This window comes from Mesorhizobium waitakense (genome assembly GCF_056431085.1).
Window position 1 is genome coordinate 1 of record NZ_JBWKME010000171.1, and the last position, 15,241, is coordinate 15,241.

Genomic DNA, 15,241 nt, shown 5'->3' on the forward strand with positions numbered 1-15,241 from the left:
AGCCAGTCGCTCCAACCCTGTCATCAAGGCCTTCCACCAGCGTCTGCGCAACGCCCTCACAAGGGGAGAACGGAAGGCGCTTCGTCACCCCATTCGTCCGCGCGCTGCCACCGGCAGTGTCTCCAGCACCTTGTCGCCGTCGATCAGATTGACCTCGTTGAACAGGTTGGTGACGACGCAGCAATGGTCGGGCACGACGCGGACGCGTTCGCCAATGCGCAGCTTGGCATGGTCTGAAAGCGTGACCGTGCCGTGCTCCTCGCTCAAGCCGGTCACCCGCGCTCCCGAAACGCCGAGCAGTTCGCCGAAATCGGCGAGCCCCAGCGTGTCGCTGGACAGTGCCTTGCTGCCGGCATCGAGGATAGCGCGCGTTGCTGTCGGATGGCTGACCACCGTCGACAGCACCGTCAGCGCGCAATCGTCGAGAGTGCCGACGCCTTTGGCGACCTGGTAGCGGTCGAGATAGATGTAGGTGCCGGGGCGATACTCGGTGACGACCGATGCCTCGTTGGAGCGCCACATATCCGGCGTGCCGCCGCTGGAGATGCGGTCACAGGCGAGGCCCGAAGCGGCCAAGGCCTGCCTGACGTCGGCAAGCCACGCTTCGGCCTCCGCCGCGCGGCCGGCGGCCGGGTAGGTCATCAGCCCGCCGAAGGCAAGGCCGCCGGCCTTGTCGATCTGCCTTGCCAGCGCAACGGCTTCATCCGCCGTCTGCACGCCGCAGCGGCTCATGCCGGTGTCGAACTCGACCAGCACCGGCAGAGGATGGCCGGCATCGGTGAAGGTGGCCGCCAGCCCCTCGAGCGTCTCGACGCTGTCAGCCGTCACCGACAGCGTGACCCGGCCATGCAGCGCCAGAAGCCGTTCCAGCTTGGCCCGCCCGAGGATGTTGTAAGGGAGAAAAATATCGGTCAGGCCAGCGTCGGCCATCACCTCGGCCTCGCCGATCTTCTGGCAGGTGATGCCGACGGCGCCGGCCGCGACCTGCTTCTTCGCCCAATAGGGCAATTTGTGCGTCTTGATATGCGGCCGCAGCTTCAGCCCGTTCTTGTCGGCATGGGCCTGGGCGCGGGCAATGTTGGCTTCGGCGCGCGCGGCGTCGATCAGGATCGATGGCGTATCGAGGTCGTGGATGGTCGGCATCGTCTGTCATCCCATGGAAATCCGCAGGGTTTATGATCCTGAAAGCCCGTGATGTCACGCGGCCAGCGCAGCTGATCTGTGGTCCATGCGCTTACGTCGCAAGGACGGGCAGGGCGGCAAGATGGATCGACACCGGATCGGCGTTCCGCTATGCGATTTGTCGGAAAAATCGACACGAAGGACCATGATCATGAAACGCTCCGCCATCAACGACATCATCCGCGACGCCGACGCTTTCATCCGCTCGTTCGGCTACATCATGCCGCCCTTCGCCTATTGGTCGCCGCAGGAGGCAAAGGCGCGCCAGGTCGATTCCTCGGCCGTTTTCACCTCACGGCTTGGCTGGGACATCACCGACTATGGGCAGGAGAAGTTCGATGAACTCGGCCTGTTCCTGTTCACGGTTCGCAACGGCCGCTACGAAGACATGAAGAAGGGCATGGGCATGCTCTATGCCGAGAAGATCATGATCTCGCGCAAGGACCAGCTGTCGCCGATGCACCGCCACAACATCAAGGCCGAGGACATCATCAACCGCGGCGGCGGCAAGCTGGTGCTGGAACTGTTCATGCACGATCGCGACGGTGGTATCGATCCCAAGGCCGAGGTGTCGGTGCCTGTCGATGGAACCATCCACAGGCTGCCGGCGGGCGGGTTCCTGAAGCTCGACCCGGGCCAGAGCGTCACGCTGCTGCCCGGCGTCTGGCACGCCTTCTGGGCCGAGGGCAAGGATGTGCTGATCGGCGAGGTGTCGACCGTCAATGACGATCTCACCGACAATGTGTTCCGCGAGCAGATCGGCCGTTTCTCCAACATCGACGAGGACGTCGCCCCGGTGCACCTGCTGGTGTCCGACTATGAGAAGTGGCTGGGGTAGCTTCGGGGCTCAGTGACAGCAGCGGGGCGCTGACTGCACGCTCGTCCTGCACAGGCAGGACGAACTGATCGGCACGTCTGCCTTGGCCAGCGCCGTGGCAAGGCTTGCCTGCAGCGCCGGCAGTTCTTCGGTCTCGTCGCGCCGCTTCAGGCATTCCACCAGCCCGTGCAGTGCCCAGACATTGTTCGGGTGCTGGGCGCAGCGCTGCACCTTGCCGCTCAGACCCAGATCGTCGCGATAGACCTGCTCGGCTTCCTCGGCGTGACCCTGGTCGAGAAGCAGCGCCGCCAGCGCATGGCGCGGCGGGTGCATCCACGCCCACGGCTCGGTGTAGGACAGATTGTCGTCAAGCTCGACCGCTTGCCGCAGATGGCCATACGCCACCTCATGCCGGCCCTGGTGATAGGCAAGCTCACCATCGAGGAGAGCCGCGCCGACAGCCAGCGAGGCGCGGGTCGGGTTGCTGAGGAAGCGCCGTTCGGCAGGGATGCCTTCCAGATGCCGGTGGAATTTTTCGCGCTCGCGCTCGGCCTCGGCGAAGTTCTTCAGCGTCGCGTGCGCCACACCCTTGGCATAGTGCTGCATGGCCGCCGTCAGCACATAGAGGCCGGGCTCCCGGGTCACCGGCTCGCCGATGATCTCCCGCCAGCGGCCGAAGCGCACCTCAACATGCGATTTCATCGCGTGGTAGCCTTCCACCGTCTGGGTGAGCTTGGGCCGGTCGGGAAGGCTGACCACGTCGCGCGTCACCAGGCTGCGCACTCTGTCGGCGGCCCACAGGGCCGGTCTGGACTGGCCGAGGAACATGCAGGTGAACATCATCAGATGCAGGTCGTGGCAGCAGCCGAGCAGGTAGTACGTCGGCTCGTCCGCATAGGCGAGATAGAGGTCGTTGGCGCGAACCGCCTTCTCGCTTGCAAGCTTGGCCCTCTCGTACGCACCGCAAAGCACATAGATGTGCCCCGGCATGTGGTTCATGTGCCCGGCATCGGGGCACATTTCGCCGAGCAGGTCAGCCGATCGCATGCCGCGTTCCGGCATGGTGGACATTTCCAGGAGATGGATGTGCAGATGGACGATCGCCGGATGCTGTGAAATGCCGGCCTCGTCGGCAAGCCGGATCGACCGCTCGCAAACCGCGAGCGCCTCGATCACGTCCGAGTTCGGCGCGGGCGCACCGGTCTTGAGGTTCCACAACCGCCGCACCGTGCGCATCATCAGCGCCTCGACCAGCAGCGCCATCACGTCATAGTCGTCGAGAAAGCTTTGATACACCAGCCGCATCGCGGCGGCGTAGGTGTCATCCCACTGCTCGAATTCCGGGGGCGTCACCCGATGCGGTTTTTGGAATCGGCAGGCCAGCGCCTCGATCAGTCGCCTTTCGACCTCGCTGGCGGAAGCCACATTGGCGCGTGCGAGTTGAACATGTTCGAAGCAGCGCTTCGTCGCGCTGTTCGCCTCGGCCTCGCCATGCTCCTTCCAGGTCAGATTGTAGAAAGGTCCGGCGGCATAGGCGATGCCCCAATGCACCATCGGGCAATCAGGGTCCGTTGCGAGTGCCTTCTCAAAACACTTGATGCCTTCCTCATGGGAAGCCGTAGCACCAGTTCAGGCCGATATCGGACCAGCGCTGGGTTTCCGCCGAGTGGGTGGAGATGGGGCGGCGGTAGCTGCCGAGGTTAAAGCGATCCATTAAGCCCCCGAGTTCTCCGAGCGCTTTGGTCAGAGCGCGCTTACAGAGCGCCCCGGCGGAGGGCTGGACACCGCGTCAGCGCTTCCAGAAATCGCGGTGTGGTGCGATCAGCTCGTCCGCGATCTCGGGGAAGGGGCCAAAGACCTCGATCTTTTTCTGGCCGGAGTCGAGTACGGTGCGCGATGAGAGGCTCATAGTCGGGTTGTCCGCATGATTCCCGGTGAGCGCCAGAAGCTTACTCTCCTCGAAGCCGTAGACCAGCCGGCCGATATTCGCCCAGTAGAGCGTTCCGGTGCACATCGCGCAGGGCTCACCGGTCGAGACCAGCGTGCATTGCCACAGGAACTCCGGCTCGTAGGTCGCCGCGGCGCGCCGGGCGAGCTCGGTCTCGGCATGGCGCACCGTGTCGAGATTGCCCTGCCGCATCAGCACGTGATCGTCCGGCCCGACCAGCACGCAACCGAACGGATGATGCCCATGCACCGCCGCCTCGCGCGCGACCGCGTCTGCGGATCGGAGGTGGGCGAGCATCTGATCTCGGGTCATGGCAAAATCCCCATCACGCCGACATCCGATGAGCGGCTCTTCGAGCCGAGATTGCGGCCAAAGCGACGCGATTAGCAAGAGCTAACCCCGCTTGAGCGTCCACCTACCCCAAGGCCGGTGACCGAGGAGGCGAGCGCCGATCGCCTCGGGCCTGGGTAACGAGCCAATTTAACTTGGCAAATTGTTTGGCTGTGTTGGCAGTCTCAAGCGAACCCGTCTCTGGTCTCGGTTCCCTGAAGTACAGGAAAAAAACAGGGATTTTGGTTTCTTCTGGCCCTCGCAGACCGATCGTCACGCCAAATTCCGGCGCGAGAGCAATGGGTTGCGAAGAAATTCCCTGCTCTCGGAAACAGGGAATTTAGAAGAAGCAATCAGGCAAAGGCGATCCCAGATCAGGCATTCTGGCCGACATGAACAGGCGGCCGCTGGGCAGTGCTGGAATGCGCCCAGGCTGCGTCGCTTTCAGTCGAAAGGTGAAGCAGGAACCGTTGCAAGCCTGGCCAGTCGTCGGCATCCGCCTCGACCATCTCCGACATAACGGCGCACAGCGGCCATCTTGCTGATGTGCAGTTTCGAATGCAGCGACAGCACATGCTCGAGATCGGAATACGGTGAAGGCATAGGCTTCCTTGGTGGTCAAGAGCGCCTCGCAGGCGATCGGATAACGGCTGGCGAAGTCGGTAATCGTCAGCGGATTATGAAAGTAACGACCGACCTTCGAGCCATTGAGGAAGGGCCTACCGGCCCTTCCTCAACCTTCGCCCGTCACTTTAATTATGACCCCGCAGGGCGACAGGCGTAGTCCTGCGTGCTATCTTTGGCTTTTGATACGAGGGGTGCGTGTTTTGTCCGCTTCTCCAAAAGCTGGGGGCCGACGCTTCCAGCTCATCCTGATAAAGCCATCGCACTACGACGACGACGGATACGTTATTCGCTGGTGGCGAGCGATGATCCCGTCGAATTCGCTCGCCGCTGTCTATGGCATCGCTACCGATTGTGCGGATCGCGAAATCCTCGGTTCAGACGTAGCCATCGACATCATGGCGATCGACGAGACCAACACGCGGGTCGATATTCCAGCGCTGTTGGCGAAGCTCCGGCAGCACGACAATTTCGGAATGATCGCTCTGATTGGCGTCCAGTCCAATCAGTATCCCCGCGCGCTCGATATTGCTCGACCCTTCCGCGACGCAAAAATGGCCGTCGCGATGGGTGGCTTCCATGTCTCTGGATGCCTGGCCATGCTGGACGGGAGCGCGGTCGAACTCGACGCTTGTCGAGAAATGGGCATTTCCATGTTTGCAGGCGAGGCCGAAGGCAGATTCGAAGCGGTACTGCGCGACGCTGCATCAGGCCAGCTCGCGCCGCTATACGATTTCCTGAAGGACATGCCCGGCATTGAGGGCTCGCCGGTACCGTTCCTTCCTAAACAGTACGTCGAACACACTATGGGCCTCAGCACGAGTTTCGATGCGGGTCGCGGCTGCCCCTATCAATGCTCGTTCTGCACCATCATCAATGTGCAAGGTCGAAAATCACGCTTCCGCTCCGCAGATGACGTGGAGAAGCTGGTGCGGATGAACTGGACGCACGGGGTCCACAAGTTCTTCATCACTGACGACAATTTCGCGCGCAACAGGGAATGGGAAGCGATTTTCGACCGCCTTATCTCGTTGCGTGAGAAGGACGGCATCCCTCTCGGCCTCATGATCCAGGTGGACACGCTGTGCCACAAGATCGAGAACTTCGTGGAGAAGGCGAAACGAGCTGGTGTTACGCGCGTCTTCATTGGCTTGGAGAACGTCAATCCGGACAATCTCGCTGCGGCCAAAAAGCGGCAGAACAAGATTACCGAATACCGTAAGATGCTACTCGCCTGGAAGGCACAGGGCATCATGACTTTGGCGGGCTATATTCTCGGCTTTCCGTCGGACACGCCCGAGACGATCAGACGCGATATCGCGATCATACAGGAAGAGCTCCCTCTCGACATAATAGAGTTTTTTAACCTGACGCCGCTGCCGGGGTCGGAGGACCACCAGGGCCTTTGGAGGAAGCGGGTCGAGATGGACTCCGATCTCAACGTCTACGACCTTGAGCATGTCTGCACAGCACATCCGAGAATGACCAGCCAGGAATGGGAGAGCATCTACCAGGAAGCATGGTCGCTCTACTACACGCCCAAGCATATGCGTACGCTGTTGCGCCGTGCGGTCGCGACTGGCGTTCCACTCGGCAGTCTGGTCAAGCTCCTCGTGACGTTCTCAACCGTAGTGCCTCTTGAGAAGGTGCATCCGTTGCAGACTGGTCTTCTGCGCCTCAAGCGGCCGTCGGAGCGGCGCCCCGGCATGCCCCGCGAAAACCCTTGGTACTTCTGGCCTCGATTCGTATGGGAAACTCTTCGGAAACACGCCGTCCTCGCCAACACAATTGTGCGTCTTATGGTAGCGGCACGTGCGATCTCGCGAAATTCTGCATCAAAGGATTACATGGATCAGGCGCTCATGCCGGTCGGTGATGACGGCGACGAGACACTTGATCTTTTCACAAAGACCGCTGGCGGCGACGCGGCGGTAACGCACATCAAGAAGGTCGCGGGATTGACGAGGGGCATTAAAGCCGCCTGACAGCGAGGCTTGGAGAAGCCCGCTTTGCCGAAGCCGAGGGCATCGCGATCGTCGGCGAGTTCGCCGAGATCGAGACCGGCAAGGGCGCGGATGCGCTCGATCGGAGGCCACAGCTCGCCGCAGCGCGCCAACAGTCTGTCCAGAAGCGTCTCAATGACCACCTGGACCGCGCAATGTCGCTGATCACCGCGCTGGATCTCATGGAGTCCGATTGCGATCTGGAGGAAACGGCAGACGACGAGCCGTCGCTCGGCTGCCTCGATCATCTGGACCAGGACAACAGCGACCATGAGCCGGACAGCGAGGGAGCCCATGCTTGGGGCAGCAGAACGTCACCCATCGTCGCGGGAAAGCCCATGGGGACGATCGGGAGAACTCACGGTCCAGCGCTACGGAAACAACTCCCAAGCGCACCGGGCAGGCGATCGGGCGACATCCCCAGGCCGTGACGATTGCGAAGTCGAAAATGAGCATGGCGGCGACGTGCTCGACGAGCCCCATGACGGCCGAGAGGATGACGAGTATGAATTGGGCTGGCCTGAACATGTCGACCAGCGTCTCGCCGGCAAGGTCGAGACGAACACATGGAACCACCCCGAAGGCGAGCCCGATCCAGGCTGGACAGGCCATGGGCGAGGGTGCGGCCCGAACGAGCCCGTGGATGATCGCGAAGGCAATGACGAGCGGGAGCGTGACTCGACCGACTATGACCTCCCCGGCTTCATATCCGGCAGGCAAGGGCTGTAATCATTCCACACACGAAACGATATCGGCCCGCTGCCTCTTGTGGCGGGATTTTTGCATAAAGCGCAAAGGAACGAGTCGGCCGGCGTTTGCGTTATTCACGATCGAACCGATGGAGGTAACCGCGAGGAAGCTGATACTCGCATCCGTGCTCGCATTCGCCACCACAGCCGCCGTCACTTCACCGACGCAGGCGCAATTTCTCTTCTCGCCCTTCGGGGGCTACAACGGTGGCTACTTTGGTGGCTTCGAAGGATTTCCCTCCCCCTATCGCCACTATTACAGCAGAGATTACTACGGAGATACATATTACGAGGCTCAATATCGCCCGCACTACCGATATCACCACAGGTATTATCACCGGCACTACTACCACGATCTCATTGAGCGGCAAGCTTTCCGACTAGAGGTCGAACTGCGGGCGGCTCAACTCTCACTCAAGCCGTTCCGGCCGCATTGGGATTCGATCGACCAGTCGCATCGCGATATGCGTAGGGCGCTCAACCTGCTCAACGATCGACCAGCGGAATACGAAAGACCGCACGCGGCACCGATGTCGGGAGGATAGCTAGCCGCTTTTAGCCTGGTCAGTTATATTAGCCGCATGACAGATAAACCCGTCACCACCTATATCGTGAGCGTTTTCGAAAAGCCGCATTGGCGCACGGTGTTGACGACCAGGACAAGGAAAAGGCGTTCGCTTTAGCCAAAGAGATTGGCGACAAAGTGCGGGTAGAAGAGATCACGCCGAAGGTGAAGAGGCGGTAGGCTTTGTTGAGTGAAGATGGTGAGAAGCCTAGCCCGCACCGCCACCGTGATTGCATCGATAGCTGCCGCTATCGTGCTGACATTCATGGCAGCTAAAAGATTTGAGCTATCGACGCCAAATCCGATCGAGGCTCATATCGAGAGGAACATCTGAGGCGCTACGCTAGGGGCACTGATTTCCTCAGCATCAGCCTGCCAGGGCGCGCTCGACTGAGAACATCGTGCCAAGCGGAGCGTAAGAACTCCCGTATCTCAACAGGCGAACCGAAAAGCCCGCCACCCCCCCGTGAGGCAGCGGGCTAGATGCGGGCAGCGTGCGCTATTTCAGTAGCGGTAGTAGTGCCTACGATGGTAATACCTGTGGTGGTAGTAGTGCCTATAGTTATAGTAGTACCTGTGATGATAGTACCTGTAGTGATGGTACCTGCGGTGGTAATAATGCCTATGGTAGTAGTGCCTGTGATAATACACCGGGCGGTAATAGCCACCGCCGTAATACGGGTCGGGATAATACCCGCCATCGTAGTAGCCGCCACCGTAGTAGCCGTTGTTGAACATGCTTCCGATCAGGGCTCCTGCGACAAGTCCTCCCGGAAAGAAGTCATTGTAGCCGTCATATCCACGCCGATAGTAGCGGTGGCCATAGTAGCCACCTCTGTATCGCCCATAATTGCCGCCTCCCCAATGATTGTTGCGCCATCTGGCGCCCCGAACTTGGAAAACGTGGGGCTGCGCGCTTTGCGCCTGAGGAACGAAAATTGGTGCGGCATCAACTGGAACAGCGCTCGTTAGCGCTAACGCTGATATCAAGGCGGCGGCCATGCCGGTCAGGAACTTCATGATCAAGTCCTCGCTGATTGGGCACTATTTCTGGCTATCCACCAAACGTCGTCGTTGCGAAATAGTTCCAGACTGATGAGCCGCGCCAGGCTGCTCGTCACAAGCTGCTGACAAGCCTAAACCTCGGACGGATTTCAGCAGGACGTCACGTCAGCCCGCCAGCGCCAAGCCGACGGCGACACCCAGGCCGAACACGATGCCCGCGGCGAACCTGCCGCCAAGGCTGATGGTGAGAGCCAGGGCGTTGCTGCCAATTTGGACCGAGGTCGCAAAACTGCTACCGACAGAAGGCCCGCTTCGGCGGGCTTTTTGTTGTGGTGGTCGCAGACGAAAAACCCGCTGCCGAAGGGGGGAATGGCAGCGGGTTTATTTGAGCTAACCTCGGGGGAGGAGTTAGCTGGGTACCGGCATCGCATCTTGGGAGGAGTAGATGGCCGATAGCTAGTAAAGTACCGGCTGCAGTACGTCGCCGCAATTGTGCGAAGGTCTTGCTGCCTAAACGAAGGTTTAGGTTTAGCCCCCGCTTCGATGGGGTTTCATGCCGCCATGTTGCTATCCATGTTGCTATCGCGATTCCCGCAACCATTACCAATCGTTACAAATCAATGGCTTAGGTTGCTAACGCTACACGGGCCTAGCAACATGATTTTTGGGGCGTTTGGCAGCTAAGTGTTTGAAATTGGTTGGCTGGGGAACCTGGATTCGAACCAGGACTAACGGAGTCAGAGTCCGTGGGTCTACCGTTAACCTATTCCCCAGCAAGCGCGGTCATGAACCGTGCGGGCCGAGCGGCCAAGCCGCTTGAGCGCTGCCTTGTAGCCGCCAGCGGAAAATAGTCAAGCCTGCTGAGCGGTTCAATGGCAGGTTTCGTCAGGTGGTTTCAGATGTCATGTTCAGGCTTCGCGCCGGCCCGGAGTCCAACCCTGCGCCTCAGCTCTCGCTGCGGCTGAACTGCGACCGTTCGAAGAACAGCACGATACCAAGGCCCAGAATCAGCGGGATGATCAGGTAGAACAGTCTGAACACCAGCAGTGCTGCCAGCACGCCGACCGGATCCATGTCGGACAGCCCCGCCAGGAACACGACTTCGAACACGCCGAGCCCGCCCGGCGCATGCGAGATCTGCGCGATCGAGAACGAGACCAGGAAAACCCCGAGGACGACAAAATAGCCGGGATTGTGGATAGATGGCAGGGCAAAGAAGATGATTGCGGTCGCCGCCAGCAGTTCGACCGGGCCGATCAGCAATTGTCGCGCGACGATCGGCAGCGCCGGATAGTGCAACTGGAAGCTGGCGATCTTCAGTGGGCGCAGATGCAGCCAGCTGCCGAATATGTAGGCGGCAACGAGCAGCAGCATCACGATCCCCGCCGCTTCCGACAGACCGTGATGGGCGATGCCGGAAAACCGGTCGAGAATCTCAGGCTCGAAGACCAATACGAGGCCGGAGGCGAGAATCGTCGACAGCACGAAGGTGATCCAGCAGATCGCCACCAGCACGCCGACATCCTGGCCGGTGAGGCCCCTGGTGCCATAGGCGCGGTAGCGGATGACGGCGCCGGAGAACACCGACCCGCCGATGTTGTGCGACAGCGCATAGGTGGTGAAGGAACAGAGCGTGACGAACAGCCACGACACTTTCTTGCCGATATGCAAGAGCGCGATGTGGTCGTAGCCGGCGAGCGAGGCATAGGCGACGACCGAACACAGCGCTGCGAGAATCCAGCGGCGAGCCGGAATCGCCGATATGCCGCCCCAGACATCGTCGAGCGAGATGCCGCGCAGTTCGTGCCAGAGCAGGAGCAGCGAGAAAATCACCGCCGCAATGCCGACGACCGGCCAGAAATAGCGTCTCCAGTTCATTGCCTGATTGCCATGCGTTGCGGGTCCGCTTCCTTTGCTGTCGAGAGGCCGGTTGCGCCGGATTCCTACGCTCATTTCAGAAATGCCTCATTGAAGCCGGCTATTCAACCGCGAACGCTTTGCGTTGCGGCAGCCGGCAGGAATTGTCTGCGTCGAGGGCGGCCCAACGGGACGCCAGCCGGCATTGCGCCTACCAATCGAGGCTTACGGGTACATTGCGTGGCACGGCCTCAATGGCGGTTCACGCGCCGAGCCGGCAAAATTGAGCGCGCGGCTCTTGGTGATCGGGCGCGGCACTGTTAGTCTGGCGGCAACTTAAAACACGTCAAAGCGCCTGCTGCGTCCGTCATCGGTTCGCGCGGCGCCGGAAGGAACGACAGTGGAAGACCGCGACACCGGCGCCGGCGCGCCGGAGGTGGGTGCGTCCAGCGCTTCCCCAGGGCCAGCAGGCTCATGGCGGCAAAGCCGCCCGACGGAGTCCCGCTCCGCCGACGGGCAGGCGGGCAACGCAACCCATAACCAGAAGGGCAAGCCCAAGAAGCGGCGCAAGCGAAGGCGCGGGCGCAAGGTTTTCGCGCGCGACGAGGCGCATTCCACAACGAATCGATCGCCTGTGCCCGGCCACGCCCCTTCTGCAGCCGAAGCGACAAAACTTCCCAATTCGGTGGTCTTGCCCGCCGTTGCGCCAGCACGGCACGAACCGGGCGCCCACCGGTCGCCGCTGCAGGAGCTTCCGGTGTTTGCGGCTCTCGACCTCGGCACCAACAATTGCCGGTTGCTGGTTGCCGTGCCGACGCGGCATGGCCAGTTCCGGGTCATCGATGCCTTTTCGCGCATCGTCAGGCTGGGCGAGGGGCTCACAGCCAACGGCCGGCTCGGCCAGCCGGCGATGGACCGCGCAGTCGAGGCGCTGAAGATCTGCGGCGACAAATTGCGCAACCGCAAGATCAGAAAAGCCCGGCTGATCGCTACCGAAGCCTGCCGCTCGGCTGAAAACGGCGTCGAATTCCTCGACCGCGTCGAGCGCGAGGCCGGCCTGAAGCTCGAGATCATCGATCGCCAGACCGAAGCGCGGCTCGCGGTTTCCGGCTGCGGTTCGCTGGTCGAGCGCGACACGCAAGGCGTCGTCCTGTTCGACATTGGCGGTGGTTCGTCCGAAATCGCGCTGATCGACCTCAGCGGCCGCCGTTCGCCGCGGCTCGCTCACCATATCGTGTCGTGGACGTCGCTGCCGGTCGGCGTCGTGTCGCTGGCCGAGCGTTTCGGCGGCCGCACAGTGACACGCGAGATCTTTGCCGCCATGGTCGACGACGTCGCCAACCGGTTGGCCAGCTTCGACGGCCGCGACCGCTTAAGCCATCTCAAGGCCAGCCCGAATTTCCATCTGCTCGGCACGTCGGGCACTGTGACGACTCTGGCCGGCGTCCACCTTGACCTCGAACGCTACGACCGCCGACGGGTCGACGGGCTGTGGATGGACCGCGACAGCGTCGACCGCATGGTCGAAAAGCTGGTCGGCTGGGATTTCCAGCAGCGCTGCGCCAACCCTTGCATCGGGGCTGATCGCGCCGATTTGGTGCTGGCCGGCTGTGCTATCCTCGAAGCGATCCGCGCGGTATGGCCGTCGGATCGGCTGCGCGTCGCCGACCGTGGCCTGCGCGAGGGCATATTGAGCGAGTTGATGGCCGATGACGGCGTCTGGCGCAACGATGGACGTGGCAGAGCATGATCCCGAAAAGTGGCGACCGGTTTTCGGAACAGATCATGCTCAGGCAAGAAGGCGAGCATGATCCCGAACCGAAGGACCGCGTCAGCGAAAAGTGGCGCCCGGTTTTCGGAAAAGGCCATGCTCAGGCAAGAAATTAGGCAATGACCAAGAAACCGGAAAAACCAGGGTCTGCGAGCATTCGCGTGCTGAAGACGCGGATCAAGAAGAAGAGCGGCCTGAAGGAATCGTCGCGTCGCTGGCTGCAGCGCCACATCAACGATCCCTATGTCCAGCGCTCCAAGGCGGATGGCTACCGCTCGCGCGCGGCCTACAAGCTGATCGAGATCGACGACAAGCATCATCTGCTGAAACCCGGTATGAAGGTGATCGATCTGGGTGCTGCCCCCGGCGGCTGGTGCCAGGTTGCCGCGGCGCGCACGAAATCGACGGCCGACAAGCCGCATGTCGTCGGCATCGACTATCTGGAAATGGATGCCGTGCCCGGTGCGCCGGTGCTGTTGATGGATTTCCTCGATCCGCTGGCACCGCAGAAGCTGGCCGAGGCGCTGGGCGGCGACCCGGATGTCGTGCTGTCCGACATGGCGGCACCCACCACCGGCCACAAGAGGACCGACCATATCCGCACCATGCATCTGTGCGAGGTGGCGGCCGATTTCGCGCTGTCGGTCCTGAAGCCGGGCGGGCATTTCCTCGCCAAGACCTTCCAGGGCGGCGCCGAAAACGAACTGCTCTCCATGCTCAAGCGTAATTTCCGCTCGGTCCATCACGTCAAGCCGCCGGCGTCGCGCGACGAATCGGTCGAGCTTTATCTGTTGGCCAAGGATTTCAAGGGACGCACGGCGCCGGATGGTGCCCAGGTTGAAAGCGCTGAGCAGGAGCAGTCCGAAGGCTGACGGCTGCCTTCCGGGCCGGCATCAATTGCCAGGCGGGCTCACCGGTTCCAGCGTCTTGGGCGTGCTCAGCCGGCCATGGCCGGAGATGGCGTTGCCGGCATCGGGCGCCAGCCGCACGAACGACAGCGCTGCCGCGGCCGATACAGCCGCGACGATGAAGAAGGCGCTGTGGAAGTCGTCCAGCGACAGCGGACCGCCATGGATTGACGTCGAAACTTCCAGGATGCCGCCGGCCAGCGCCACGCCGAGCGCGATCGAAAGCTGCTGGAAGACAGCGGTAATCGGCGTCGCCTTGCTGGTGTCTTCAGCTGAAACCTCGGCATAGGCAAGCGCATTGACGCCAGTGAAGAACATCGAGCGGATGAAGCCGCCGACCAAAAGCATGGCCAGCATCAGCAGATAGGACGTGTCGGGTGTGAACAGCCCGTTGATGGCAATCGACGCTGCTGCGACCAGTGAGCCCACCACCAGCACGCGGCGGAAGCCGGCGACGCGGAAGATCAGCGCGGTGACGAATTTCATTCCGATGGCGCCGATCGCCGAGACGAAGGTGATCATGCCCGACTGAAAGGGCGTCAGTCCGAAGCCGATCTGGAACATCAACGGCAGCAGGAACGGCACGGCGCCGATGCCGATGCGGAACAACGAGCCGCCAAGCACAGAGGAACGGAACACCTGGTTGCGGAACAGTTCTAGCGCCAGCAGCGGGTTTTTGGCGCGGCGCGCATGCAGCAAATAGAGCGCCCCCGACGCCAGGCCGACCCCTACCGTGATGATGCCGACGAGCGGCGGCAAGTACGGAAGGCTGACCACCGACAGGCCGAACACCACGCCGGATGCCGCCAGCCCGCTCAGCACGAAACCGATGAAATCAAGCGGCGGGTTCTGCGTCGGTTCGGTCCGCGGAAGGAAACGCGTCGCCAGCCAGATGCCGATCAGGCCTATCGGCACATTGATCAGGAAGATCCAGTGCCAGGTGAAATAGGTGGTGATGAAGCCGCCGATCGGCGGTCCGACCAGCGGCCCGACCAGCGCCGGAACGGTCAGCCAGGACATAGCCGCGACCAGTTCACTTTTCGGTGTCGCGCGCACCAGCACCAGTCGCCCGACCGGTGTCATCATGGCGCCGCCAATGCCTTGCAGGAAACGTGACACCACGAAAGCCGGCAGCGAACCGGAAAGGGCGCAGGCGATCGAGCCGACGATGAAGACCGCGATTGCGGCACGAAAGACATTCTTGGCGCCGAAGCGGTCGGCCATCCAGCCACTGATCGGAATGAAGATCGCCAGCGACACCAGATAGGCGGTCAGCGCCAGCTTGAGCGCGATCGGGCTGGTATGGATGTCAATGGCGATCGCCGGCAGCGATGTCGCGATGACGGTCGAATCCATGTTCTCCATGAAAAGTGCGACCGCCAGGATGAGCGGAATGGTGCGGTTCAAGGAACGCGTCCGAACTGAATGTTTCGTCGTCAATTGCTTGCCGACCTTGGGGGCGAGCCGACACGAAGGGCGGTT

Annotated in this window: 12 protein-coding genes, 1 tRNA gene and 1 pseudogene; 7 read left to right on the top strand and 7 right to left on the bottom strand. The window is 61.6% G+C overall.

The features are described 5' to 3' along the window. Window positions 1-84 precede the first annotated feature (84 nt). Window positions 85-1,143, bottom strand: a complete 1,059-nt coding sequence (locus AC07FD_RS31660; RefSeq protein ID WP_478353041.1) for a D-TA family PLP-dependent enzyme — start codon at window positions 1,141-1,143, stop codon at window positions 85-87. A 190-nt stretch (window positions 1,144-1,333) separates the two neighbouring features. On the opposite strand from AC07FD_RS31660, the gene AC07FD_RS31665 reads away from it, so the two are divergent. Continuing rightward, window positions 1,334-2,020, top strand: coding sequence for a D-lyxose/D-mannose family sugar isomerase (locus AC07FD_RS31665; protein WP_478353042.1), 687 nt, complete (start codon window positions 1,334-1,336; stop codon window positions 2,018-2,020). A 9-nt stretch (window positions 2,021-2,029) separates the two neighbouring features. Here the strand turns inward: AC07FD_RS31665 and AC07FD_RS31670 are convergent. Together AC07FD_RS31670 and AC07FD_RS31675 are read right to left on the bottom strand one after the other, a co-directional pair. Next, window positions 2,030-3,713: pseudogene (locus AC07FD_RS31670) on the bottom strand (hypothetical protein). Between the two features lie 75 nt (window positions 3,714-3,788). Continuing rightward, entirely contained in the window at window positions 3,789-4,259 is a 471-nt protein-coding gene (locus AC07FD_RS31675; RefSeq protein WP_095085817.1) for a nucleoside deaminase, read from the bottom strand. Window positions 4,260-5,104: 845 nt separating this feature from the next. Between AC07FD_RS31675 and AC07FD_RS31680 the strand changes: the two genes are divergently transcribed. From AC07FD_RS31680 to AC07FD_RS31695, 4 genes are all read left to right on the top strand, one after another. Continuing rightward, on the top strand, window positions 5,105-6,886 hold the full coding sequence (locus AC07FD_RS31680) for a B12-binding domain-containing radical SAM protein (protein WP_245331134.1): 1,782 nt from the start codon (window positions 5,105-5,107) through the stop codon (window positions 6,884-6,886). A gap of 173 nt (window positions 6,887-7,059) precedes the next feature. Beyond that, on the top strand, window positions 7,060-7,335 hold the full coding sequence (locus AC07FD_RS31685; RefSeq protein ID WP_478353043.1) for a hypothetical protein: 276 nt from the start codon (window positions 7,060-7,062) through the stop codon (window positions 7,333-7,335). A gap of 34 nt (window positions 7,336-7,369) precedes the next feature. Then, entirely contained in the window at window positions 7,370-7,633 is a 264-nt protein-coding gene (locus tag AC07FD_RS31690) for a hypothetical protein (RefSeq protein WP_478353044.1), read from the top strand. Window positions 7,634-7,742: 109 nt separating this feature from the next. After that, a complete protein-coding gene (locus tag AC07FD_RS31695; RefSeq protein ID WP_478353045.1) occupies window positions 7,743-8,198 on the top strand; it encodes a hypothetical protein in 456 nt (151 codons plus the stop codon). A 524-nt stretch (window positions 8,199-8,722) separates the two neighbouring features. Here the strand turns inward: AC07FD_RS31695 and AC07FD_RS31700 are convergent. The 3 genes from AC07FD_RS31700 to AC07FD_RS31710 all read right to left on the bottom strand — a co-directional run bounded on the left by AC07FD_RS31700 (window position 8,723) and on the right by AC07FD_RS31710 (window position 11,101). Then, window positions 8,723-9,238 (bottom strand): BA14K family protein, encoded by a 516-nt coding sequence (locus AC07FD_RS31700; RefSeq protein WP_478353046.1) that lies wholly within the window; start codon window positions 9,236-9,238, stop codon window positions 8,723-8,725. Between the two features lie 684 nt (window positions 9,239-9,922). Beyond that, window positions 9,923-9,996, bottom strand: a tRNA-Gln gene (locus AC07FD_RS31705). Between the two features lie 172 nt (window positions 9,997-10,168). Continuing rightward, window positions 10,169-11,101 carry a lysylphosphatidylglycerol synthase domain-containing protein gene (locus tag AC07FD_RS31710; RefSeq protein ID WP_478353047.1) on the bottom strand — a complete coding sequence of 311 codons (933 nt, stop codon included), beginning with the start codon at window positions 11,099-11,101 and terminating at the stop codon, window positions 10,169-10,171. 379 nt (window positions 11,102-11,480) lie between these two features. Here AC07FD_RS31710 and AC07FD_RS31715 point away from each other — a divergent pair, with 379 nt between their 5' ends. Together AC07FD_RS31715 and AC07FD_RS31720 are read left to right on the top strand one after the other, a co-directional pair. Beyond that, window positions 11,481-12,830, top strand: coding sequence for a Ppx/GppA phosphatase family protein (locus AC07FD_RS31715; RefSeq protein ID WP_478353048.1), 1,350 nt, complete (start codon window positions 11,481-11,483; stop codon window positions 12,828-12,830). Window positions 12,831-12,970: 140 nt separating this feature from the next. Then, window positions 12,971-13,723 (top strand): RlmE family RNA methyltransferase, encoded by a 753-nt coding sequence (locus tag AC07FD_RS31720; RefSeq protein ID WP_478353049.1) that lies wholly within the window; start codon window positions 12,971-12,973, stop codon window positions 13,721-13,723. 21 nt (window positions 13,724-13,744) lie between these two features. Here the strand turns inward: AC07FD_RS31720 and AC07FD_RS31725 are convergent, their stop codons facing one another. After that, window positions 13,745-15,166, bottom strand: coding sequence for an MFS transporter (locus AC07FD_RS31725; RefSeq protein ID WP_478353050.1), 1,422 nt, complete (start codon window positions 15,164-15,166; stop codon window positions 13,745-13,747). Between the last annotated feature and the right edge of the window lie 75 nt (window positions 15,167-15,241).

What these genes read in the sequence shown, in the direction of transcription:
- AC07FD_RS31720 (WP_478353049.1), top strand. Translation starts at nt 12,971, where the DNA reads ATGACCAAGAAACCGGAAAAACCAGGGTCTGCGAGCATTCGCGTGCTG.
- AC07FD_RS31660 (WP_478353041.1), bottom strand. Translation starts at nt 1,143, where the DNA reads ATGCCGACCATCCACGACCTCGATACGCCATCGATCCTGATCGACGCC.
- AC07FD_RS31710 (WP_478353047.1), bottom strand. Translation starts at nt 11,101, where the DNA reads ATGAACTGGAGACGCTATTTCTGGCCGGTCGTCGGCATTGCGGCGGTG.
- AC07FD_RS31665 (WP_478353042.1), top strand. Translation starts at nt 1,334, where the DNA reads ATGAAACGCTCCGCCATCAACGACATCATCCGCGACGCCGACGCTTTC.
- AC07FD_RS31695 (WP_478353045.1), top strand. Translation starts at nt 7,743, where the DNA reads ATGGAGGTAACCGCGAGGAAGCTGATACTCGCATCCGTGCTCGCATTC.
- AC07FD_RS31700 (WP_478353046.1), bottom strand. Translation starts at nt 9,238, where the DNA reads ATGAAGTTCCTGACCGGCATGGCCGCCGCCTTGATATCAGCGTTAGCG.
- AC07FD_RS31675 (WP_095085817.1), bottom strand. Translation starts at nt 4,259, where the DNA reads ATGACCCGAGATCAGATGCTCGCCCACCTCCGATCCGCAGACGCGGTC.
- AC07FD_RS31685 (WP_478353043.1), top strand. Translation starts at nt 7,060, where the DNA reads ATGTCGCTGATCACCGCGCTGGATCTCATGGAGTCCGATTGCGATCTG.